General features: G+C 64.3%; 19 protein-coding genes, 1 pseudogene and 1 riboswitch. Of the genes and pseudogenes, 14 read left to right on the forward strand and 6 right to left on the reverse strand.

Annotated elements, in window-relative coordinates:
- The first annotated feature begins 3 nt into the window (after positions 1-3).
- From RFA01S_RS21385 to RFA01S_RS21430, 10 genes are all read left to right on the forward strand, one after another.
- A complete protein-coding gene (locus tag RFA01S_RS21385) occupies positions 4-1,146 on the forward strand; it encodes an XdhC family protein (RefSeq protein WP_032406909.1) in 1,143 nt (380 codons plus the stop codon).
- 56 nt (positions 1,147-1,202) lie between these two features.
- Positions 1,203-2,807: a helix-turn-helix domain-containing protein gene (locus RFA01S_RS21390; RefSeq protein WP_238325075.1), complete on the forward strand. Its 1,605-nt coding sequence runs from the start codon at positions 1,203-1,205 to the stop codon at positions 2,805-2,807.
- A 129-nt stretch (positions 2,808-2,936) separates the two neighbouring features.
- The gene (locus RFA01S_RS21395; RefSeq protein ID WP_052060614.1) at positions 2,937-4,397 is read left to right on the forward strand and encodes a uracil-xanthine permease family protein; all 1,461 of its coding nucleotides are present in this window, start codon (positions 2,937-2,939) and stop codon (positions 4,395-4,397) included.
- 80 nt (positions 4,398-4,477) lie between these two features.
- Positions 4,478-5,392, forward strand: a complete 915-nt coding sequence (locus tag RFA01S_RS21400; protein ID WP_032406910.1) for an FAD binding domain-containing protein — start codon at positions 4,478-4,480, stop codon at positions 5,390-5,392.
- Positions 5,392-6,030: a (2Fe-2S)-binding protein gene (locus RFA01S_RS21405; protein ID WP_027497753.1), complete on the forward strand. Its 639-nt coding sequence runs from the start codon at positions 5,392-5,394 to the stop codon at positions 6,028-6,030. The genes RFA01S_RS21400 and RFA01S_RS21405 overlap by 1 nt, the downstream gene beginning before the upstream one ends.
- Positions 6,027-8,507: an aerobic carbon-monoxide dehydrogenase large subunit gene (gene cutA, locus RFA01S_RS21410; RefSeq protein ID WP_052060615.1), complete on the forward strand. Its 2,481-nt coding sequence runs from the start codon at positions 6,027-6,029 to the stop codon at positions 8,505-8,507. The genes RFA01S_RS21405 and cutA overlap by 4 nt, the downstream gene beginning before the upstream one ends.
- Positions 8,504-9,166, forward strand: a complete 663-nt coding sequence (locus tag RFA01S_RS21415; RefSeq protein WP_032384873.1) for an SRPBCC family protein — start codon at positions 8,504-8,506, stop codon at positions 9,164-9,166. Before cutA ends, RFA01S_RS21415 begins: the two co-directional genes overlap by 4 nt.
- 249 nt (positions 9,167-9,415) lie before the next feature.
- On the forward strand, positions 9,416-11,515 hold the full coding sequence (locus tag RFA01S_RS21420; RefSeq protein WP_032406989.1) for a hydantoinase/oxoprolinase family protein: 2,100 nt from the start codon (positions 9,416-9,418) through the stop codon (positions 11,513-11,515).
- Positions 11,515-13,446 carry a hydantoinase B/oxoprolinase family protein gene (locus RFA01S_RS21425; protein WP_032406911.1) on the forward strand — a complete coding sequence of 644 codons (1,932 nt, stop codon included), beginning with the start codon at positions 11,515-11,517 and terminating at the stop codon, positions 13,444-13,446. Before RFA01S_RS21420 ends, RFA01S_RS21425 begins: the two co-directional genes overlap by 1 nt.
- Before the next feature lie 9 nt (positions 13,447-13,455).
- Entirely contained in the window at positions 13,456-14,292 is an 837-nt protein-coding gene (locus RFA01S_RS21430; RefSeq protein WP_032406912.1) for an SDR family oxidoreductase, read from the forward strand.
- Between the two features lie 33 nt (positions 14,293-14,325).
- On the opposite strand, the gene RFA01S_RS21435 is transcribed toward RFA01S_RS21430, so the two are convergent.
- The 3 genes and pseudogenes from RFA01S_RS21435 to RFA01S_RS21445 form a co-directional block, all read right to left on the reverse strand.
- Positions 14,326-14,796 carry a GreA/GreB family elongation factor gene (locus RFA01S_RS21435; protein ID WP_072692188.1) on the reverse strand — a complete coding sequence of 157 codons (471 nt, stop codon included), beginning with the start codon at positions 14,794-14,796 and terminating at the stop codon, positions 14,326-14,328.
- A gap of 364 nt (positions 14,797-15,160) precedes the next feature.
- Positions 15,161-15,499 (reverse strand): annotated as a pseudogene (locus RFA01S_RS21440) (NADP-specific glutamate dehydrogenase); the annotation flags it as partial.
- 59 nt (positions 15,500-15,558) lie between these two features.
- Positions 15,559-17,112, reverse strand: coding sequence for a helix-turn-helix domain-containing protein (locus RFA01S_RS21445; RefSeq protein ID WP_032406991.1), 1,554 nt, complete (start codon positions 17,110-17,112; stop codon positions 15,559-15,561).
- 144 nt (positions 17,113-17,256) lie between these two features.
- On the opposite strand from RFA01S_RS21445, the gene RFA01S_RS21450 reads away from it, so the two are divergent.
- The 3 genes from RFA01S_RS21450 (at position 17,257) to RFA01S_RS21460 (ending at position 19,467) form a co-directional block, all read left to right on the forward strand.
- Entirely contained in the window at positions 17,257-17,721 is a 465-nt protein-coding gene (locus tag RFA01S_RS21450; RefSeq protein WP_032368971.1) for a nucleoside deaminase, read from the forward strand.
- Entirely contained in the window at positions 17,718-19,028 is a 1,311-nt protein-coding gene (gene codB / locus RFA01S_RS21455) for a cytosine permease (protein WP_032406914.1), read from the forward strand. Before RFA01S_RS21450 ends, codB begins: the two co-directional genes overlap by 4 nt.
- A 61-nt stretch (positions 19,029-19,089) precedes the next feature.
- A complete protein-coding gene (locus RFA01S_RS21460) occupies positions 19,090-19,467 on the forward strand; it encodes a DUF6941 family protein (RefSeq protein ID WP_032364353.1) in 378 nt (125 codons plus the stop codon).
- Positions 19,468-19,545: 78 nt separating this feature from the next.
- On the opposite strand, the gene RFA01S_RS21465 is transcribed toward RFA01S_RS21460, so the two are convergent.
- From RFA01S_RS21465 to RFA01S_RS21475, 3 genes are all read right to left on the reverse strand, one after another.
- Positions 19,546-19,974, reverse strand: a complete 429-nt coding sequence (locus RFA01S_RS21465) for a hypothetical protein (protein WP_027497761.1) — start codon at positions 19,972-19,974, stop codon at positions 19,546-19,548.
- A 27-nt stretch (positions 19,975-20,001) separates the two neighbouring features.
- Positions 20,002-20,120: riboswitch (SAM riboswitch) on the reverse strand.
- A 183-nt stretch (positions 20,121-20,303) separates the two neighbouring features.
- Positions 20,304-20,705 (reverse strand): hypothetical protein, encoded by a 402-nt coding sequence (locus tag RFA01S_RS21470; RefSeq protein WP_052054987.1) that lies wholly within the window; start codon positions 20,703-20,705, stop codon positions 20,304-20,306.
- Between the two features lie 13 nt (positions 20,706-20,718).
- Complete coding sequence (locus RFA01S_RS21475; protein ID WP_238325076.1) at positions 20,719-21,537, reverse strand: DUF3558 domain-containing protein; 819 nt, start codon at positions 21,535-21,537, stop codon at positions 20,719-20,721.
- A 3-nt stretch (positions 21,538-21,540) separates the two neighbouring features.
- Here RFA01S_RS21475 and RFA01S_RS21480 point away from each other — a divergent pair, with 3 nt between their 5' ends.
- The gene (locus RFA01S_RS21480; protein ID WP_139278490.1) at positions 21,541-22,131 is read left to right on the forward strand and encodes a hypothetical protein; all 591 of its coding nucleotides are present in this window, start codon (positions 21,541-21,543) and stop codon (positions 22,129-22,131) included.
- The last annotated feature ends 379 nt before the right edge of the window (positions 22,132-22,510 follow it).

A 22,510-nucleotide genomic window follows, 5' to 3' on the forward strand; every position in this document is an offset into this window, starting at 1 on the left:
GGCATGCGCGACATTCTCGACGACGTGGCCCCGTGGCTGCGCGAACGTGAGCCGTTCGCCCTGGCCACGGTGGTGCGTACGTGGCAGTCGTCGCCGCGCCCCGCGGGTGCGGCCATGGCAGTCGCCGCGTCCGGTCAGGTCATCGGCAGCGTTTCCGGCGGCTGCATCGAAGGTGCCCTGTACGAGCTGGCGAACGACGTCCTCGCCGACGGCATGGCCAGGAGCGAGACCTACCGGGTAGCGGACGACGACGCGATCGGCGTCGGCCTCACGTGCGGCGGCACCATCGAGGTGTTCGTTCGTCTCATCGACAGCGACGCGTGCGCGGCACTCGAAGACGTCGCTCGTCTGGTCTCGAGCGGCGAGCCGGTGGCCGTGCTCACCGATCTCACCACCGGGGCCCCGACGCGGCTGGCGGTTCTGGGAACGGAGGCAACCGTCGATCCCGACGGTCTCACCGACATCGAGTCCGACGGTTCGAGCGTGGGTCTCGCCGTTCTCGACCGACTGCACCGCGGCGAGTCCGGCTTGGACATTCGCATCGCCGACGACGGCGCGCGGTCCGTCCTGGTCGAGTTGTTCGGACCACCGCCCCGGATGTACGTGTTCGGTGCCATCGATTTCGCCGCCGCGATGTGCCGCCTGGGCACGTTCGCCGGCTTCGCCGTCACCGTCGTCGACGCCCGCCCGGTGTTCGCCACCCGAGCACGATTCCCCGACGCGCACGACGTCGTGGTGGCGTGGCCGCACACGTTCCTCGCTACTGCGCCGGTGGACGAGCGCACCGTCATCACCGTTCTCACCCATGACGAGAAGTTCGACATTCCATTGCTCGAGGTCGCGCTGCGCAGTGGTGCCGCCTACGTGGGCGCGCTGGGCAGTCGATCTACCCACCGCCGCCGGGTGGAACTGCTCGGCGAGCGCGGGGTGACCGAGAGCGAGCTGGCTCGGTTGCACTCCCCCATCGGGCTCGATCTGGGTGCCTCCACTCCACCGGAAACGGCGATATCCATCGTGGCCGAGATCCTCAAGGTCTCACGGCAGACGACCGGGCTCGAATTGCGAAGTCTCAGTGGGCCGATCCACCGCGATGCCGCTGCCGAGATCGACGCGACATCACCCGTTCGATCGGCCGTCAGGTGCTGACACTGCACGACGAGCGACGCTCGCCCACCACGGAGGTACCGCATACCGTCGAGACCGTGCTGGGCTCGAACCTGCTGGCGCACGCCACGTTGCTCGCCGGTCGCGCCGGCCTCGGCCGGCCGGTACGCAGAATCAATCATGTCGACGACCCCGCCGGCATTCGGTTCTGGATTCGGCCGGGTGACCTGTTGTCCACGACGAGCGAGGCCCTCACGCACCTGACGGAGCCGACGGCAGCGCTGCTGTCCCGAGCGCATTCCCTCGGCGTTGCCGGGATTCTGGTGCGGGTGGACGACGACATCGCCGTTCCGGACAGCGTCGGCGTGAGTGCCGAGACACTGGGCCTGCCGCTGGTTCAGGTCTGCGGCGAACTCGACCCCGGGCACGATCTCACCGCGGGCCTGCGCGACAACGCAAAGACGCAGGCACGAGCGATGTTTCGGTCCGAACGTCTGCGCCGGGCATTGACCGACATCACGCTCGCCGGCGGCGGGGTGGCACAACTGGCATTCGCAACCTCGGTCGAATGCGATGTGGCAGTGTCGATCACCACGGTGGACGGACGCGAACTTGCCTCGGCAGGCAGTGACGACGAACTGTCCGCCCTCAGCACCAGCACCGCCCTCGATCCCACCGGAAGACTGCGCACCGACTCCGTCGACGGCGGCCTCGGTCTTCGTTCGCAACAGGGCAATTCGATCGCGGTATGCGCCATTACTGCCAACGGAATCGACCACGGACGCATCGTTCTGTTCTCCTCACGTCGGCCTTTGACGGAATCGGACCTGCACACTGCCGACGCGGCCGCAGGCGTGTTGGCGATGGTCGTCACTCGCGATCTCGCGCTGTCAGCAGTCGAGGAGAAACACCGATCGAATTTTCTGCGCGATCTTCTCCTGGGCCGAGGCGGCGAGCACGCACACGCGGTGGCGCATGCTCGACGCTTCGGCTGGGATCTCGGCAGGCCGGTGGTGATCGTCGCGATCGAACCGATCCCACACCTCGACGACGAACCGACGCCCGGCCGCAGGCCACTCGTCGATCGGCAGATGTCGGCTTTCGCAGGGGCTCTGGCACAACGAGATCCGCAGGCCGCCATCGCCGCCCTCGGCACCGAGACCGTCATCATCATGGGCGAACGTCCGACGACGGTCGCGGACGTGCACGAGATCGTCGAACGAGTGCACGGAGACGGCGGCGGTGGTCGGCAACCGTTCACGGTCGGGATTTCGCGTCCGTGCATCACGGTGGCCGACATCCCCAGCAGGTACGGCCAGGCGCGTACCGCGTTGAAGGTCGGCCGGCAGGTATCCGGGGACTGGGCCGTCACCACGTTCGACGAACTCGGCGTGTTCCGACTACTGAGCCTGGTGGACAACGTCGACGAGCTCGAATCGTTCACCCGGGAAACCCTGCACGACCTCGCCGGACACGACGACGAGGCACGCGACATGCGCAGAACGCTGGAGACGTTGCTGGCCACCAACATCAACATCGCCGAAACCGCTCGGGCACTGCACTTTCACTACAACACCTTGCGATACCGAATAACGAAACTCGAAAAGATACTGGGCCCCTTCACCGATCGCGCCGATCTACGCCTGGATCTTTCCCTTGCGCTGAAAATCATGGCCATGCGCGGAACCGACCACCACATGTGACGGACCCGCCATCGAGCGCTTGGCAGATTGCGCTCGTAGCGATTTGGAAATGCGTCAGTAACGTTGCAGGACAATGCTTTACCCATCCCGCGAACCACCCCGGTTCGATACGTTGGAGAAAGGCTCGACATGCCTATCTGGAAGATTCACGGAGACGGAAAGAATGTTCGACCGGGTGACGTCGTCGCGCCGAACGAACGGTTGAACTGGGGCCGCACCATCAGTCTCGGCGGCCAGCATGTGGTGTCGATGTTCGGGGCCACATTCGTCTTCCCCATCATCATGGGACTCAATCCTCAACTCGCCATTCTGATGTCGGGCTTCTGCACCATCTTCTTCCTACTCATGGTCAAGGGCCGCATCCCCAGCTACCTCGGCACGTCCGCGGTGTTCGTCGGCGGTGTCGCGGCCATCCGAGCGCAGGGTGGAACGTCGGCCGAGATCACCGGTGCCATCCTCGTATCGGGCCTCGTCCTGGCTCTCGCCGGGCTCGCCATCCACTTCATGGGCGGCGGCGTCGTGGTGCGGGTGCTGCCCCCTGTCGTCACCGGTGCGGTGGTCATGTTGATCGGCTTCAATCTCGCGCCTGTCGTCGCCAGCACCTACTGGCCACAGGACCAATGGGTCGCTCTCGCAGTGATGTTCGTGCTCATCGTCATGAGCGTAGCGTTACGCGGGTTCCTCGGACGGATCGCGATTCTGCTGTCGCTGGTGTTCGGGTACGCGCTGTCCTGGATCCTCGACCTCGTATCCGGGCCCATCACGTCCTACGACGCCACGGCCGGCGAGGTCACCGAGCACTTCCGCGTCAATTGGTCGGGTGTCGAGGCGTCGCAATGGTTCGGGCTCCCGCCGTTCAGCGACGAGGCGAACGGCATCGTCGGCATTCATGCACCGTCGTTCAGTCTCGCCTTCATCGTTCTCGTCCTCCCCGGTGTCATCGCTCTGATCGCCGAAAATGCAGGACACGTCAAGGCTGTCGCGGAGATGACCGGTGACGATCTCGACCCGATGATGGGCCGGGCACTCGCTGCCGACGGCATCGCAACGGTCATGGCCAGCTCGGTCGGTGGCTCACCGACGACGACCTACGCCGAGAACATCGGCGTCATGGCGGCGACCAAGGTCTATTCGACGGCGGCATACACGGCGGCCGGAATCATCGCCATGATCCTCGGATTCTCGCCGAAGTTCGGCGCGCTGATCTCGGCCACCCCCGGCGGCGTACTCGGCGGTATCACCGTTGTCCTCTACGGCATGATCGGTCTGCTGGGTGCCAAGATCTGGCGCGAGAACGGTGTCGACTTCGGCAACCCGCTCAACATGATGCCGGTTGCCGCGGGGCTGATCATCGCGATCGGCGACACCTCGCTCGTCTTCAGCGATTCGTTCTCGTTGAGCGGTATCTCCCTCGGCACGATCGTCGTCATCGGGCTCTACCACCTGTGCGCTCGCATTGCCCCGGCCCACATGAAGACACCGGTCGACGCGTCGCCTCGGCATCGATCCTCCTCTACCACAGCACGTTCCGACGGCAGCGACGGAGACGGGGTTGCCGGCGAGGTCGACACCCTGAAGCCGTTGCGGTAACGAGCGATTGCAACACTGGGGCGTGACGTTTGTCACCTCTTGACGAAACACTTCCAGGCACAGGCAGGCAGGATCGGGATATGAAACCTTCTCCATTGAAATACCATCGGCCGCGGTCGATCGAGGAGGCGTGCCGCATCCTGGCCGAGGTCGACGGCAAGGTGCTGGCCGGCGGTCAGTCCCTGATTCCGATGCTGTCGATGCGCCTGGCCGCTCCCGGGAACCTGATCGACATCACCGGTATCGACGGTCTCGACGACATCACCGGGTCGACCCAGTCGGGCGTCACGTTCGCGGCCCTGGCCACGCACGCGTCGCTCGCGTCGAACCGGGCTGCCGCTCAGACGCAGCCGTTGCTCGGACGGGCACTGCAGTTGGTGGCCCACGCGACCATCCGGAACCGTGGGACCACCGTCGGATCCATCGTGCATGCCGACCCGTCGGCCGAGATGCCCGCGGTCATCCGGTTGCTCGACGGTTCGGTCACGGTGCAGTCCGTCCACGGCCGCCGAGAGATCGCGGCGAAAGATCTGTTTCTCGGGCCGTTGGAGTCCTCGCTCGAGACGGACGAGATCGCCATCGCGGCAATGGTTCCCGCTGCCCGGGTCGGAGAAGGAACGGCCATCGACGAGGTTGCGCGTCGCCACGGCGACTACGCGCTCGTCGGAGTCGCGGCCCGCGTCACCGTTGCCGAGAACGCGGTACGCACCGCGCACGTCACCTATGTGTCCGCCGGAGAATTCGGCGAGGTCGTCGACTACACCGACGTCATCGGTGGGGCCGCGGTGTCCGACGCACGTGATCCGAAGTGGAACACGTTGTCCGAGGACGCACGTCGACGCGTCGAGACCGAGTCCGACATTCATGCCACCGCGGCATACCGATCCCAACTCGTCGCAGCACTGACCGCACGGGTGGTGATGGCCGCCGCAGTCGACGGCGCGTCGTCGAAGTCCGCTCACCCGCAGCACGCCGATTCCGGAGTGAACCACTGATGAAGACAACAGATATCGAACAGCAGTTGGACGATCTGATGGCGGAGACCGGTGAACAACACGTACAGGTGACGTTCACCCTCAACGCAACCAAGCAGACGATCGTCGTCCCGGCCCGCACTCTCGCGTCGGACGCCATCCGCCACGACCTTCGTCAGACCGGCACCCACGTCGGATGTGAGCACGGCGTGTGCGGCGCATGCACCGTGCTTCTCGACGGCAAGCCCGTCCGGGCCTGCCTGATGCTCGCCGCCAGCCTCGAGGGGCAGACCGTCACCACGGTGGAGGGTCTCGTCGAGCCGGACGGCACTCTGCATCCCGTGCAGCAGGCCTTCAAGGACTGCCACGGTCTGCAGTGCGGTTTCTGCACACCGGGATTCGTCACCACCATCGCCGCGTTCCTCGACGAAAACGATTCACCGACGCAGGAGGAGGCCACCGAGGCCATCGCCGGCAACATCTGCCGGTGTACGGGCTATCAGAACATCAAGGCTTCGGTGCTGCGCGCCGCCGAGATCAAACGCGAACGGGCGGGCGAGTTTCCGCTCGGTCCCGACGACGAGTCGAGTCGTGCCGCACTCGACCGCAAGGTACGCGGATCCACCAGTCCCGTCGGCGGACGGATGGGCCGAGCATGAGCACCACGCGCACCGCACCGCCGCACACTCCCACCAACACCGCTCCCCTGTTCGGCCAGCCGCTGTCACGGTCGGAGGACGAGCGCCTGCTCAGCGGCAAGGGCAAGTATCTCGACGACCTCGGTCACGGCGCGCTGATCGCCGCCTTCGTGCGCTCCCCACACGCACATGCACGCATCACCGCCATCGATATCGACGACGCGCTGGCCATGCCGGGCGTGCACGCGGTGTACACCTACGACGATCTCGAAGCGGACTCCGCCGAGATGGCCGAAGGGCTACCGCTGCTGATTCCCCATCCGGCAATCATCGCTCCGCGCAACGGCTTCCCACTCGCCAAGGACGAGGTCAACCACGTCGGTGAGGCCATCGTCATGGTCATCGCAACGAACCGTTACGTGGCCGAGGATGCCTGCGCGGTCATCGAGGTCCGCTACGACATCCTCGACCCCGTCGTGGGCATCGACACCGCGCGCGTCGCGGCTCGCCGAGTACACGACGACGTGCCGGACAACGTGGCCGCGCACCTGCAGCACGGTTTCGGAGACATCGACGCCGAACTTGCCGCTGCACCACACCGCATCACCCTCGACCTGAACATCGAGCGTTCAGCGGCAATGCCGATGGAGGGCAAAGGCGTCTACGCGCGCTGGGACAGTGACGAGGAGACGCTGACCTTCTGGTCTTCCACGCAGACCTCCACGTCGGTGCGCGCGGCCGTCGCGGCGCGACTCGGCATGGCGATGAACAAGATTCACTGCATCGCCCCGGACGTCGGTGGCGGCTTCGGCGTGAAGATCATGCACCCGTGGCCGGAAGAGGTGATGGTGACGTGGGCAGCCCGACAACTCGGCCGCGCCGGTATCTCCAACGAAGTCAAGTGGGTCGAGGACCGCCGCGAGCACTTCATCTCGAGTGCGCACGAACGTGCACAGGTCCAAGAGGTCACCCTCGGTTTCGACGACGAGGGACGGCTGCTGGCCTTCGACTTCACCGTCTGGCACGACAACGGTGCATACCTGCCGTACGGCATCATCGTGCTGATCAACACCGCGACGCAGGTGCTCGGGCCCTACAAGCCGGTCTCGTTCCGCTGCAACGGTTATTCGCTGTACACCAACACCGTCATCGTCATTCCGTATCGAGGAGCAGGCCGCCCGCAGGGTGTGTTCGCGATGGAACGCTCGATGGACGCCATCGCCCAGTACCTCGGCAAGGACCGGCTCGAGGTCCGCGAGAAGAACCTCATCAGGCCCGAGGAGATGCCCTACGACTTCGGTTTGATGTTCCAGGACGGTCGCCCGTTGATCTACGACACCGGCGACTACCAGGCCGGGATCGACAAGCTCAAGGCCCTGATCGACTGGGACGGCTTCCCCGAATACAAGAAGCAGGCTGCAGCGCAGGGCCGCACCGTCGGTATCGGTGTCGGTGCCTACGTCGAGGGCACCGGCCCGGGGCCGTACGAGGGCGCGCACGTGCTCATCGAGAACTCGGGAAAGATCAAGGGCGCAACGGGCTTGACGACGCAGGGCCAGGGCCATCAGACGACGTTCGCGCAGATCGTCGCCGATGACCTGGGTGTCTCCATCGCCGACGTCGAGATCACCACCGGCGATACTCGTCGATTCGGTTATGCCGTCGGCACATTCGCCTCTCGCGGTGCAGTGATGTCCGGTTCGGCGTTCCACGTGGCCGCGCAGATGGTCGCCGAGAAAGCGAAGGTCATCGCCGGGCGCGCCCTCGATCTCGACCCCGTCGAGCTCGAATTGCGCGGGGGCTACGTCTGCAAGATCGGCACCGAACCCGGAGCAGAGGGCACGTCCATCTCCCTCGGTGTTGTTGCCGTACTGTCCAATCCGCTGCGTTATGCCTTCGACAAGGAGTCGAGGCAGGCCACCGGGTTCGCGAAGATGGACACCGACATGACGATCCCGCCGGTGCCGGAGGGCGAACAGCCGGGCCTCGAAGCCACCGGTTACTACTCTCCCCCGCGCTCGACGTTCGCGTCGGGCATCCACGCGGCGATCGTCGAGACCGATCCGGTGACGGCCGAGATCCACGTCGAGCGGTACGCAGTGGTGCACGACTGCGGCAACGTCATCAACCCTCGGATCGTCGAGGGCCAGATTCACGGCGGCGTCGCCCAGGGAATCGGCGGAGCGTTGTACGAGAAGATCGCCTACGACGAGCACGGGCAACTCCTGAACGCCTCGTTCATGGACTTCCTGATGCCGTTCGTCACCGAAGTTCCCGAGACGATCGAGATGGACCACACCGTCACCCCGTCCGGGCTCAATCCGTTGGGCATGAAGGGTGCCGGCGAAGCCGGCGTCATCCCCACCAGCGCCGTCATCGCGGCCGCTGTCGAAGATGCCGAGGGCTTTTCGATCACCTCGATGCCCATTTCACCGTCCGACCTGTACGAGCTGCGGCTGACCCACGCGGTCGCTCAGACAACCGAGGAGATTTCATGAGAATCGCAGGAACCGCCACGCTGGCCGCACCTCCCGCCGAGGTGTACGACAGCATGCAGGACGGCCGGGTACTGGCCGCAACCATCCCCGGAGTGCAGTCCCTCGAGCAGTTGAGCGACGATCACTACAAGCTCTCGATCACCGCAGGCGTCGCCGCCATCAAGGGCACCTACGACGGTGAAGTTGTCCTCTCGCAACAGAATCGGCCCGAATCGTTCGTCATGACCGCCTCCGGTGCCGGCGCACCGGGCACGGTGCGCGCCGACGTCACCATCAAGCTCGAGCCCACCGAAGGCGGCGGCACGATGCTCAGCTACGACGCCGACGCCGTGGTCGGCGGCATGGTCGGCGGGGTCGGTCAGCGCATGATCACCGGCGTCGCAAAGAAGATGGCCGGAGTGTTCTTCAACGGCCTCGACGGCGTCATCGCCAACGGGGTGCCGGAGGCCGCTGCTGCGCCCGCGGAGGTATCAGCCAGCGATTCCGGCACCACCCCCACTGCCCTGCCTGTCGCGGCCGGACGCGCTGTGAGTGCCGGTGCACCCGTCGCCGCGCAGTCCGTCCGCGGCACCCTGCTGGCCGCCGCAGCCGGCGCAGGCTTCGCACTGGCCGGAGTCGTGTTGGGCGGACTGCTCACTCGCTCGTCCTGTCACCGGTAACTTCGCGCCGTCACGGCTCACGACAAAGGCCGCTCATCCCCAGCCATCGGGGGTGAGCGGCCTTTGTCGTTGCAAGTACTGCCAATTCGACGCCGGTGCAGGGCGCGCGAAGCTCAAATGCTCGGCTGGAGTTTGGCACCTTGTGCCAAAGATACTGAGACGCAGAACGGGTCGAATGTGAGTACACGTCAGGTACCCGCCGATCCGATCAACGGACGCGTGGCCTACGAACCATATCGAGGAGGAAGCGTGGAACCACGAAAGATTCGGGTCGGTATCGACACCGGTGGCACATTCACCGACGTCGTGGCAGTGGACGAGGAGTCTGGAGCCATGGTGACCACCAAGACTCCGTCGACGCCGAGTGATCCGGCCGAGGGATTCCTGACCGGCATCGACAAGGTACTCCGCCAGCTCGGCGTATCCGGCGATTCGCTCAGCGCCGTCAGCCATGGCACCACCGTCGCCACCAACAAGCTGCTCGAAGGCAAGGTGGAGAACCTGGGGTTCATCACCACCGAGGGCTACGAGCACGTACTCGAGATCGCGCGCCAGTCGGTACCCGACGGCTACGGCAACTCGTACTTCTGGGTCAAGCCCGATCGCATCGTGCCCGCACACCGCGTCCGCACCATCCGCGGCCGGCTCTCGTTTGACGGCAACGAGATTCGCCCTCTCAACGACGACGACGTACGCGCGGCAGCAGCATTCTTCAAGGCAGAGGGCGTCAAGACCCTCGGCGTCTGCCTGGTGCACTCCTATGCCAACCCCGATCACGAGCAGCGCGTCCGCGACATCCTTCTCGAGGAATACCCCGAGGCGACGGTCTCCATCTCCACCGAGGTACTGCGTGAGTACCGCGAATTCGAGCGCGCCATCACCACATTGGTCGACGCGGCCGTGAAGCCGAACATTCGCAGCTACGTCAACAACATCGCGAACCGCCTGCGGGAGTTCGCCACCGAATCCGGTGATGCACGCGATGTGCCGTTCTACGTCATGAAGTCCAACGGCGGCGTCCTGTCCGCCAAAGAGGTTGTGCACCAGCCCATCACCACCGTGCTGTCGGGACCGGCCGCCGGCGCGCTGGGTGCGGCCCTGGTGGCCAGCGCTGCAGGTGTCGAACAGGTGTTGACCTGCGACGGCGGCGGCACCTCCACCGACGTGACCGTCGTGGTCCGCGGCGAGCCCGCGCTCACCACCGAGGGACGCGTCGGCAACTACCCGTCGAAGATCCCGATGATCGACGTCGTCACCGTCGGCGCAGGCGGCGGCTCGATCGCCTGGATGACACCCGAGGGCACGCTGCGCGTCGGGCCACATTCGGCCGGTGCCGATCCCGGGCCCATGTGTTACGGAAACGGCGGCTCCGCGCCCACCATCACCGATGCCCACGTCCTGCTCGGCCGCATTCCACCCCACCTGCTCGGCGGCGAGATCCCCCTCGATACCGACCTGGCACGCAAGGGCATCGAAGACCTCGCGCAACAGCTCTCGCTCGAAGTCGAAGCTTGCGGCACCGGCATCCTCGAGGTCTCGGCCTGGAACCAGGCCAACGCGCTGCGGCAGATCTCGGTCAAGCGTGGCCTCGACGTCCGCGACTTCACCCTCGTCACGTTCGGCGGCTCCGGGTCGTTGCTCGCCTGCCGCCTGGTGGACATCCTGGGTCTGAAAGACGTTCTGGTACCGCTGAACCCGGGCAACGTCTCGGCATTCGGTCTGCTGACCGTCGATGTGCGCAACGACTACGTGCAGACGCACGTCAGCCGGCACGACCGTCTGCGCGCGGAGGATCTGGAATCGGAGCTGGCAGTGCTGGCATCTCGGGCCGACGAGGCGCTCGCCGGTGAGGGCTTCGCGGCCGAGGATCGTCGCTACGCACGCTCGGCCGACCTGCGCTACTTCGGTCAGGCCTTCGAGGTGCGCGTACCGATCGCCGACGGCGAGATCACCCAGGCGACCATCGATCAGGCCGCCGAGGCTTTCCACGAAGCGCACCGTGAGCTGTACGGCTACGACTTCCGCGGAGATCAGAGTCAGTTCGTCGAGTGGGTCAACCTGCGGGTCAGCGGTATCGGCCCCATCAAGCGCCCCGTGCTCTCGGAGATCGCCGCCGGCACCGGAGCCGAAAGTGCCCGCACCGGAACGCGTCAGGCGTACTTCGACGGTTGGCACGAGACCGCGATCTACAGCCGTGCGGATCTCGGTGCCGGTGACACGATCACCGGCCCGGCCGTCATCGAAGAATTCAGCTCCACCGTGCCGATCGATCCGGGCTTCTCCGCCCGCATCGACACGTTCGGCAACGTCCGCATCACCCGCACTCTCGACTCGAACGGAGCGAACTGATGACCGTCATCGACATGGTGAACAACAAGCCCTACCGGCTTTCTCCGGTCGACGCGCCTGCGCCTGATCCCGTTCTCGTCGAGATAGTGGCCGGCTACCTCGCAAGCGTCGAAATGGAAGTGGAGACCGCCATTTCACGGACGTCGCGGTCACCGATGATTCGTGACGCCCACGATTTCCGCGCCGGAATTCACGACCGCAATCTGCGCAAGCTGACGGGGCGTTCCTACTCCGCGTTGGTGCATCCGGTGGCTCGCGACTTCCCGCTCGAGACCATGAAGCCGGGCGACGTCTACTTCCACAACGACGTCTATCTCTCCGAGGGTGGCATCGGCCACCTGCCCGATCTCTGTGTCACTGTGCCGGTGTTCGCTACCAAGCCCGGCGACACAGAGCCGTCGGTCGTTGCTTTCGTGCAGGCCTTCGGCCATCACGACGACATCGGCGGCTGCTGCCCCGGCTCCATGCCGTCCGGTGCGACCACCGTGTACGAAGAGGGCCTGATGGTTCCGCCGATCAAGCTGTGGGATCAGGGCGTACCCAACCAGGCTGCGTTGACGATCATGACGCGCAACTCACGCATGCCCGACGCGTTGGCCGCCGATCTCGACGCCGAATGCTCGGCGTGCCTCATGGGTGCCCGGCGAATGACGGAGCTGTACGAGCGCTACGGCATCGACACCGTCGAGGCGTGCTTCGACTCGATGATGGATGCCACCACCGAGATCTACCGTCGCGAGATCCTGAGCAAGATCCCCAAGGGTGAATACACCTGGGAGGACTACGCCGAGCACGACGGCGTCGACGAGCCGATGCTGCACGTTCAGCGGATCACGTTGACCAAAACCGGCCCCGAGGACGAGCGCGGCGAGCGCCTCATCCTCGACTTCACCGGCACCGGGCCGCAGGCCAAGGGCCCGATCAACCACTGTGGTGATTACGCGGACGGCAACTTCCTGGCCAAATGGCTTGCGCCGGTGCTCCGCAACCTCGCGGACTCCCCCGAGCGTATGGCCGAGCTCGACGTCAACGAGGGCGTCATCCCGCTGATCGAGATGAAGTTCCCCGAAAAGGGCACGCTCATCACCCCGATCTTCCCGGCCCCGACCAACGCTCGGACGTTCGTCATCCTGCGTCTGCTCGGTGTGCTCGCCGGCGTCGTGGCAAAAGCTGTGGACGGCAACATGCCTGCCGATCAGGAAACCATCCGCTACACGGGCGTGTACGGCGACGACTTCGACGGCAACTCGTACCTCATGCGTGAGGTGCTCGGCGGCGGCTCTGGTGGACGGCACTACGCGGACGGTGAAGACACCATCCACGTCGTACCCGATTCCCGGAACCTGCCCACCGAGTTCACCGAGAGCCGCTTCCCGTTCATCGTCGAAAAGCTCGGCTTGGCCAAGGATTCCGGCGGTGCCGGACGCTACCGCGGCGGCCTCGGTTACGAGAAGCACATCCGGATGCTCAAGGATGCGCACTTCATGTCCATCGCCGACCGTTCGATTCTCGCGTGCTGGGGCGTCAAGGGCGGTAAGGCCGGCGGATCGTTCTCCGTAACGCTGAATCCGGGCCAGCCCAACGAGCGTGAATTCGACGCGTTGACCGATGCCGAGCCGATCCTGGCGGGCGACACCATCCGTATCCGCACGACGGGTGGCGGCGGCTGGGGCGATCCGTTGGAGCGTCCCATCGAATCCGTCGAGCAGGACGTGCTGTGGGGCAAAGTCTCTCGCGAGTTCGCGGCCACGGACTACGGCGTCGTGATTGCCGAGGGCACAGCGACCGCGGATGTAGAAGCATCGGAGAAGCTCCGCGCAGAGATGCGCAATGCACGCGGCCTCGATGAGCCGTTCTTCGATCGTGGGCCCGGTTACGAACGCCTCTCCGGTGGCGCGAAGTTCGCCGAGTACGACTTCATCGATCGCTGAGATTCACTGATGGCGCTCGATGTTTCCCGTGGCACCGACATCGCGATCGTCGGTGCCACGGGCAAGACCGGACGAGCCGTCGCAGATGCACTCGACGGCGTAGCGGTGGTGCGGCGGCTGAGCCGTTCAGCACCGGACTTTCCGGTGGACCTGGAGACCGGTGAAGGCCTTGCCGAGGCCTTCACCGGGTGCCGTGGGGTGTATTTCATTGCACCCAATGTGCATCCGGACGAGCCGGCTCTAGTGTTGCGGGCGCTGGACGCGGCGGCGTCCGCCGGAGTGGACCACGTCGTCTACCACTCGGTGGCGTGGCCCTACAGCCCGAGGATGCCGCATCACATGGACAAGGCCCGCTGCGAGGACGATCTTCGTGCCTTCTGCAGTGAGCACGGAATGCACTGGACCATCCTGCAACCGTGTGCCTATGCGCAGAACTTCGAGGCGGTTCTGGACGGGAGCAGTACCGATCTTGTTGTGCCCTACAGCCTGGACAGTAAGTTCTCGCTCGTCAGCCTCGACGATGTGGCCGAGGTGGCAGCCCGGGTCCTCATCGAGGGACCTGAGCTGCACCATGGGGCGACGTACGAGCTCGGTGGGCCGGAAGCGCTCAGTGTCCGAGACGTGGTTCGTCTGGTCGAGGTGGCCACCGGCCGTGTGGTCGCTTCCAGGTCCTCGAGTATCGATGAATGGATGAGGCTGCACAGCGACTCGATGTCCGCCGATGAGCAACATCGACTCGGGGCAATGTTCGAGTTCTACGACGACCGAGACTTTCTGGCCGGGAATGCCGTCACCGCAGCCCTGTTGGGCCGGGAGCCGACGCCGGTGCGTGCGCTGATCAGCTAGTCGTTTCTCGACGAGCAGGCCACTGCAACACCCTCACGGCCAGGTGATGCCCAGGATTGCCACTGCGCTTTCGGCACCGGAGGAGAGCGAGTACGTGCGTACGTCACGCACTCGACTCCCGTCCAAGGCAGCGCCCAAAGGTGAAGCGGTCGAGCAGGTTCGGCCGCTGCTCTCCATCGCGTGTTCGACCAGCACGAAGGTGTCCACGTCCTTCTCGTCACCATCGAACATGACGGTGACAGCAGATCCTGGGCCGGCGATATCGCGGTCGATGGTTTTCGATGCGTCCGATTCTGCGATGCGGCTCTTCACTTCTGCGATCGTGCGATCGATGCGCTGCAGCTCGGCGCGAGCGCGGTGGTACGCGTCGTTGTTGTCGAGGTCACCCGAAGCACGTTGCACCAGAACGTTGTTGAAAGCCATCACTCGGCTCTCCAGTAGCTCCGACAGTTGTTGCTCACGGGGTGCGGGTGTGTCGAACGGCAGGTGATCGATAGTGGTCACGGTTTCTCCTGTGTGACTGGGGTTGTGAGAGTTCTCGAGCAGCACGTCGTTGCGCGATGTACGGACGCAGAACTGCGCCCGCCGATTCGAGATGAATATTCGATGACCGCTGTTTCTCGATGAGCCGACGGACAGGCTTTACCGAGCCCGATCAGAACGGCCGGTGGTCGAAAGTGGTGGCGCTGAAATCGGGTCCAGGACGGAGTCGAGGGACCGAGGATCGAACGAGGTGACGAAAGCGCGAACGCTACCGCACCTCTGCTCCATCGGGGATCACAGCGACACACCTTCTTTCGGTTCGAGCTCGTGCAGCCGACTGTAGCCGAAAGAAAACAAAAGGCCAGTCGGTGATGAGGGCGGTGCTTCAGACGATGCCGAGAGCGATCATCGCGTCGGCGACTTTGATGAAACCGGCGATATTCGCGCCGTGGACGTAGTCGCCCGGCTTGCCGTACTCCTCGGCGGTCGCGATGGTTCGGTGATGGATTCCGTGCATGATCACGGCGAGGCGTTCGTCGGTGTACTCGAAACTCCACGAGTCACGAGATGCGTTCTGCTGCATCTCGAGAGCGGAGGTAGCCACTCCCCCGGCATTGGCCGCCTTGCCAGGTGCGAACGCCACTGAGGCGTCGCGGAAGATCTGGACGGCGTCCGGTGTGGTCGGCATGTTGGCCCCTTCGGCCACCACCTTCACGCCGTGAGATGGGCACACAGGTTGGGGCCTCACAGGACTGGGTCCACGACGTTTCCGATCGAGTGCGGTCAGCTTCCGCAGCGCGATGTACGCGCGAATGCGGCCTGCGGGTCAACACCTGTCTGCATACGCCACGCCGTCAGAGCGAGTCCCAGACCGGCCAGGTGCGTCGGATCATCGAGCGAGGTGCCCAGGAGCGTGTCGAGTCGCGACAACCGGGCGTAGAGAGACTGTCGCCTGATGCCCAGTCCGATCGCGGTCTGGGCTTTACTACCGCCGTTCGCCACGAAGGCATCGAGGGTTCGCACGAGATCGGCAGAGTGTTCGGTGTCGAAAGCGATCACGTCACCGAGCTGTTCGGTGACGAACTCCGTGATCATGGCCGGTACGCACGCGCCCAGCAACCGTTGAACACCGACATCGCGAGCGCACAGAACACCGGTGCGAGTTCCGAAGCGCCGCGCGATCTGGACCACCTCACGCGCTCGGCCGATCGCATCGGAGATGTGAGACAACCCGAGGACCGGAGCCGACGCACCGATCGTGCGCAATGCTGAACCACGAGATCCGCCGCGGAGCAGAACCTCGATCTCGTTGAACGCGGCGCGAACTCGCGCAGGGGACGGCTGCACCCAGCCCTGCGCGAGCACGACGACGTGGTTCGCAGCCACCCCGACCAAACACCGCCCGAGGACGGACTCGACCGCCTCTCGAACCGGAATCAACAGCTCGCGCGCCGGAGTTCGTTGATCGACGTCGACGGCGGCCACCAGAACATGGTGGCCGTCGGTGGGTGCCCAACCGGCTGCGCCGAGGCGCTCGACGAGGTCACCGTGTGAGGTCGACGTGCCTCCCACGAGATCGGTGATCACGGCCTGTGCACGGGACTGTCGGGGACCGAGGCCGGGATGTCGACCGAGTTCCAGAGCTACCGCGACGGCCGCGCAGTGACCGATGGCCGAGCGCCGTGCGGTGGTCCGTCCGGCCAGCACGAGCCGACCGAGCGAGCCCGCGGGTCCGCGCACGTCGAGGACCGTTTTTTCATCGGCCGATCGCGGTGCAGCGGTAGCGTTGTGTTCGACGACGCGGCCCTCCGCGTCGAGCAGGTCGACGCCACAGCCGGCCAGCCGTGCGATCGCGTCGAGTAGGGCAGTCATGCCCTGCCCCGCCACGACGAGGTCCATGAGCTGATGCCAGACCGGCTCGCCGGTGCGCTGCATTCCGAGCCGGCGCCTCATCACGAGGTCGTGGAAGTCCTCGACCATCCGCTCGAATGGGACGATCGTGTGCAGCGTCAGGAATGCCACCCCTCGGCGACGCGCGGCCTCGACCAATTCCGGCGGTGCCACGAGAAATGAGCGTCCGACTTCCATTGCGAGAGCGGCACATCCCGCGTCGGCCAGTTGGTCGACGTAGGCGGTCAGCTGCTGGGCCGATCGTCCCTGGAGGCCGAGTCCGGTGGTCAACAACAGCTCTCCGCCCGACAGCAAGCCGCCCATCTCGTAGACCTCGGACGAATGCACCCATCGGACGACCACGGTGTCGGGTGAGCCCGTGAGTACCTCGACAGCAGCCGCTTCGAAAGACGGCAGCGCCAGAACGTTTCGCAGAGTCGGCAGCATTCGTTCATGTTCCGCCGACGGGACACAGTGCTCCAGATCGACTATTGCTCGAGTGACACGTTGTCCCTTGGCAATCTGTGCGAGGCCTGGTCGACTGATGGCACGCATCACCCTCACCGTTCGTAGACGCTTCAGGAGGACCCCTTGACCGATCCCGCGCACACCGACGAGTACTTCCTCGGACTTGCAATCGAACAGGCACAGATCGGCTGGGAGGAGGGCGGCGTTCCCATCGGCGCGGCACTCGTGCACGACGGCGAAGTACTGGCGGTGGGACGGAACCGACGCGTGCAGATGGACAGCGCAATTCGTCATGGCGAAACCGACTGCATCGAGCGAGCGGGGCGACTACCGGCTTCGGTGTACCGCAAATCCGTTCTCTACACCACCCTGTCCCCGTGCTTCATGTGCGCGGGAACCGCATTGCTGTACGAGATTCCGCGAATCGTCATCGGCGAGAACCGCTCGTTCGAGATGTCGGAGAGTCTGTTGCGCGAGCATGGAGTACAGCTCGACGTCGTCGACGACCCCGCCTGTCTGCAGCTCATGGAACGCATGTTGGCGGAGCGCCCAGGCCTGTGGCTCGAAGACATCGGCGAGGAGGCATGAGCAACCGAGCCGATCACGAGTCCACCGCACAGAAGGCCGACGAACCGGTCGACCTGGACTACCCCGTCACGCCCGTGCCCCGCACTGCCCGCAAGCCGTTCTTCTCGTTGGCCATTGTGCTGCTGGGCTTTACCATCTTCACGCCGACAATGCTGGCCGGTGCTGCGCTCGGCACGGCGTTCAGTTTCTGGACCCTCATCCTGGTGATCGTCGCCGGCTCGGCGATTCTGGGCGCGTACGTGGCCATGATGGGATTTGCCGGTGCACGTACAGGTTTGACGACCGTGCTCATGGCGCGTTACAGCTTCGGCACCCGCGGATCCAAGCTCGCGTCGTTGCTCCTCGGTGGTACGCAGATTGGTTGGTATGGCGTCATCATCGGCACCATCGGTGAGCTCACCTCGCAAGCATTGGGCTGGGAGTCCTATGCCGCGCGGGCGGCGGTCATGATCGGTGCGAGCATCCTCATGTGCATCACCGCCTGCTACGGATACCGCGGGATGTACTGGGTCTCGGTCGTGTCGACGCCATTGATTATTGCCTTGGCGTGTTGGGTGGTCTCCCGCTCTCTCGACGAGGTCGGTGGGTTCTCCGGTCTGACGTCGATCGCACCCACGACGACCATGACGGTCACGCTCGCCATCACGACGGTCGTCGGCACTTTCGTCTCCGCGGGGACACAGGCACCCAATTGGACTCGATTCGCACGATCCGGGTCGCAAGCGGCGTGGGCGTGCATCATCGGGTTCCTTCTCGGCAACGGAATGATGATTCTGTTCGGAGCAATCGGAGCAATCACCTTCGGTGAGGGCGATTTCGTTCTGGTTCTCTACAACCTGGGACTCGTCGGCTGGGGCCTGATTCTGCTCTTCGGTAACCTGTGGAAGAGCAACGCGGACACCGCATATGCCTTCGGCGTCGCCGGCGCGGAAATGTTCCGTCATCCCCGGAAGGCACCGTTCATCATCGGCGGCTGCGTCATCGGGACCCTGCTCGCGCTCGTCGGTGTGCACAACCATCTGGTCGACTACCTGAGCCTGCTCGGCACCTTCATTCCCCCGTTGGGCGGTGTTCTCATCGGGGACTTCCTGTGCCGCTGGCGTCAGGGCATACCCGAGGGGCACACTCCCCCGCTCGTGCATTGGCGACATCTCGCGGTCTACGCCTTCGCGGCATTCCTTGCGTGGCTGTCCGGGGAACTCGAATTCGGAATACCACCCCTGATCGGCATCGTGGTCGCCATCGCGCTGACGGTGGTTCTGCATCGACGTGCCGCGGCGTCAGCAAGTGGCTCCGTGGCCGCTTAGGGTTGTCGACACGACTGTCAACCCCGAGGCCAGTGTTGGGCGAAAGAGGTGGCCGAAGCCGATGATCATCACCGGATTGTTCTTCGCGGAGTACGCGCGAGTCAGCGAAGACATGCTCGACATTCTCGGCGGTGTATGGGATACCTGCACGGTTCCTCGCGACACCCGAATGCTCGAATGCCGTCTCGTGGCGCTACTGCAGACGGGGCCCGACGACATCGGTAAGGACTTCCCCGCGACGCTCGAAGTGCTCGACGCGAAGGGCGAACACATCGTCAATCAACGTGGTCTCCAGATCCCCGGTGCCGGATTTACCGGGGAGAATCGATTCTGGTTCCTGCCGATGCAGATGGTGTTCCGCGACGAAGGACGGCACAACTTCATCCTCAGCGCCGGTGAAGCCACAGCGAGCGTAGGGCTTCGCATCGCGTTCGGTTAATCGAGCGGTAAGAGGCTTTCGGTCAGTTACTAGAGCGCCCGCAGCCGGGACAACACGCCTGACTGCTAGTCGACCCACTCAGCGGGACAACGCGTGCAGGGTCGCCTCTCCCGCGCGATATCCTGCCTCGAACAGCCATGGCCACTCGGAGAAGTCCTCTGGATCGACCACTACCGTCTCCACGCGGCCGTTTCCCCGCCGCTTTGGCTTGTTCTCGGGATGCGACGGGAACCGATCCTTCAAATAGGCCGGCTCGAGGCTCTGCCGAAAGATCAGCCACGTTCGCGGTGAGAAACCCACTGCTTCAGCACGTTTCGCAAGGTCGATCCAGGCTTCACTGTTCGCATATCCACCCTCGAGTACCAGCCTCCGGGTCTCGAGCATCGGGAACACCCCGAACCATATCGGCGGATAGCTCAGCAGCGTCTGGCACCAGGCACGACGACGATCCGGCGGAATGGGTTCCCATTTGGCTTGTGCTGCTGCGAGTCCGTCATCTGCAGACATTTTTCACCTCGTCCTGGAGGTGCGACCTCCATCGACTTGCGCACCCGCGGTCGCGAGATGCGCCGGTTCTTCCCCTGGGGCACCCTGTCGATGGAGACGGGGTTGCCGGACAGCCGGCCAGGTACCTACGGCTGTCGCTCTTGAACCTTCCTCGACAATAGCCGAGGGGTACGGCTGCGACAATCCTGTGGGTCAGCGGAGCATCTTCCGACGAAATTCGCATCCAGATCGGGACCCGCACTTCAGCTCGCACACCAACTGCGCAGCGGCGCAGTATCTGTCCAGACGGACCGGTGGCACCGATCGCGTTGGGCCTCGGACCTGAAAGGTCACCTGCCCAGACGCTCACCGATCTCCGCGATGGACGTCAACGTCCGCTGATCGGCGTACTCGGCTTCATCGAAGTAGCGCTTGAACACCGACCGCATCAATTCGATGACCTCGATGTGCTGCGTCAGCACGACGCGCAGCGAGCGATCACCGCTGTAGGCAATCCTCTCGAACTTTTCGCCGAGCTGCCTGGCCGAATCCAAGGAGCCGAATGCCTTGACGTCGACCAAGTTTTGCGTCTTTACCACCATGTCTTTCAAGTGCCGGATGTAGGCAGCACACACCTCGTCACACCGGAACGCCACGCCTTCTGGAATCTCGAGCTGCCCGGAATCTGCCTGCATCGACAGCGCCTGCCACTGCTGCATCGACGACGCCAGCTCGTTGGTCTCCGAACCCATCGATTACATCCACCTATTCTTCCGACGGCAAGGACAGTCGGAGCGAACGCGCCAACCGTTCGACCTCAACACACGGATTTTCAAGAGGTGGTGTCATCACCAACCCGTCGAGATTCAGGTAGACGACGCCACCCGGGTGGCCGAAGGCGACGCCGCAGTTGACCTCGTCGTACTTGATGGTCCGCTGGAAGCGCATGCCGTCGGAACCCTCGATGGGCTCGAATTTCTCGAACGGTCCCCGCTCACGCAAGTAGTCCAGACTTTCCGTGGAAGAAAAGATGCCGACGCGATACCACGGCGTCGGCAGAGGGTTCGTCCAAAAGCACGTCATCCAGTCTTCCGAAATTGGCAGATCTCCTACCAAGTTCGAGGACTTCGTCTCGACTGCCAAGCCTGCGTCCTCGATGGCCGAGTCCGGGATAGTGCACGGATCCCATGCACCATCTGCCGGTGCGGTTGTCGACACCGAGGTCGTCAACGGCGACGCAACAGGCATGCCTTCGGTCGCCCGTCCGCATCCGGTTACCGCCAGCATCACCCCGACCGCACCCGCGATCAGCAATCGCATCTTGCTCACAGCACTCCATCCAGGTAAGCCATCCTTGATGTTGGACGCAGCTAGCGACGCATCGGTTCCATTGGATCGGAGGCGAGCATGCCCTGCGTTTGCCGATAGGTGCGACGCGCTGTGGACCGAATGATCCCAGTGATGAACGGGCACCACTCCGGCCGAGGTTCTCGACGTAGATCGGACATCCGTCATCATTGATGCGTGATAAAACAGGCAACTTGTTTTGCTTTGCTCGGCGCTGTGATCGCGGTACTGGGTCACGCAGTGACCGGAACTTCGGGGTACGCGGCGTACGTCTCCGGCGAATCGTTCTATGAACCCGACACCACGCTGGGGCTATGGGTGCGACCCGTCGTCGCCGCTTCGACCGGCGCGGTGATCGGCATGTTCGCAGGGCTGGTGCTGCACCTGTGTGGCTATCGATTCATCGTCGAACCCTCTCGGCGCGTGGGGCTCGTAGTCGTTGCCGGTCTGGTCGGAGTGACGCTGGGGATGATGCCAGTGCTGATCCTCGTCGGCACAAGCTTCTCCGGTTCAAGTTCGGGCGTATCGACCGACTACGTGCTCCCGATATACGCAGGCACCGGAATATTGGCCTACGTGGTCGGAGTCGCCTCGGTCCGGTTGCTGCTCAGGGCAACTCATGATCCGTTGTCGTCTCGGACAACCAAGGTTGTAGCTGTCTTTCTCCCGATCGGAGGTGTCCTCGCTACCCTCGCTGGAATGGGGACCGCCTGGATTCTCGGATTCTCCACGACGGTATCCACTTTCGTCGCGGTGATGGTGGCGGTGCTGTGCGTACTCGTGGCAACATTCGCGCTCGCTCGGGCGTGGGCGTTGCGTACGACGGCATAGGCGCTCGAAGATCTACCGCCGAGATCGTTTAGCCTGAGGGCAATTCACGAACGAGCGAGCGAGCCGATGATCATCACCGGATTGTTCTTCGCGAAGTAGGCGCGAGTCACTGCAGACATGCTCGACGTCCTCGGCGGAAACCTGCACCGTCCCACACGAAACCCGCAGGCTCTAATGCCGGCTGGCCGCACTGTCGCAGCCGGGACCCGACGACATCGGTAAGGACTTCCCGCGACTCTGGGGGTTCTCGACGCCAAGGGCGAAGACACTGTCAATCAACGCGGTTTCCAGATTCTCAGTTCCGACTTCACCGACGAGGATAGATTCTGGCTCCTGCCGATGCAGATGGTTTTCCGCAACGAAGTACGGCACAACTTCA

The organism is Rhodococcoides fascians NBRC 12155 = LMG 3623 (genome assembly GCF_001894785.1).
Classification (GTDB): domain Bacteria; phylum Actinomycetota; class Actinomycetes; order Mycobacteriales; family Mycobacteriaceae; genus Rhodococcoides; species Rhodococcoides fascians.

Bases quoted from the DNA above. Each gene is read 5' to 3' on its own strand.
- RFA01S_RS21385 (WP_032406909.1), top strand. From the start codon at position 4: ATGCGCGACATTCTCGACGACGTGGCCCCGTGGCTGCGCGAACGTGAG.
- RFA01S_RS21395 (WP_052060614.1), top strand. From the start codon at position 2,937: ATGCCTATCTGGAAGATTCACGGAGACGGAAAGAATGTTCGACCGGGT.
- RFA01S_RS21400 (WP_032406910.1), top strand. From the start codon at position 4,478: ATGAAACCTTCTCCATTGAAATACCATCGGCCGCGGTCGATCGAGGAG.
- RFA01S_RS21405 (WP_027497753.1), top strand. From the start codon at position 5,392: ATGAAGACAACAGATATCGAACAGCAGTTGGACGATCTGATGGCGGAG.
- cutA (WP_052060615.1), top strand. From the start codon at position 6,027: ATGAGCACCACGCGCACCGCACCGCCGCACACTCCCACCAACACCGCT.
- RFA01S_RS21415 (WP_032384873.1), top strand. From the start codon at position 8,504: ATGAGAATCGCAGGAACCGCCACGCTGGCCGCACCTCCCGCCGAGGTG.
- RFA01S_RS21425 (WP_032406911.1), top strand. From the start codon at position 11,515: ATGACCGTCATCGACATGGTGAACAACAAGCCCTACCGGCTTTCTCCG.
- RFA01S_RS21430 (WP_032406912.1), top strand. From the start codon at position 13,456: ATGGCGCTCGATGTTTCCCGTGGCACCGACATCGCGATCGTCGGTGCC.
- RFA01S_RS21445 (WP_032406991.1), bottom strand. From the start codon at position 17,112: ATGCTGCCGACTCTGCGAAACGTTCTGGCGCTGCCGTCTTTCGAAGCG.
- codB (WP_032406914.1), top strand. From the start codon at position 17,718: ATGAGCAACCGAGCCGATCACGAGTCCACCGCACAGAAGGCCGACGAA.
- RFA01S_RS21460 (WP_032364353.1), top strand. From the start codon at position 19,090: ATGATCATCACCGGATTGTTCTTCGCGGAGTACGCGCGAGTCAGCGAA.
- RFA01S_RS21465 (WP_027497761.1), bottom strand. From the start codon at position 19,974: ATGTCTGCAGATGACGGACTCGCAGCAGCACAAGCCAAATGGGAACCC.
- RFA01S_RS21470 (WP_052054987.1), bottom strand. From the start codon at position 20,705: ATGGGTTCGGAGACCAACGAGCTGGCGTCGTCGATGCAGCAGTGGCAG.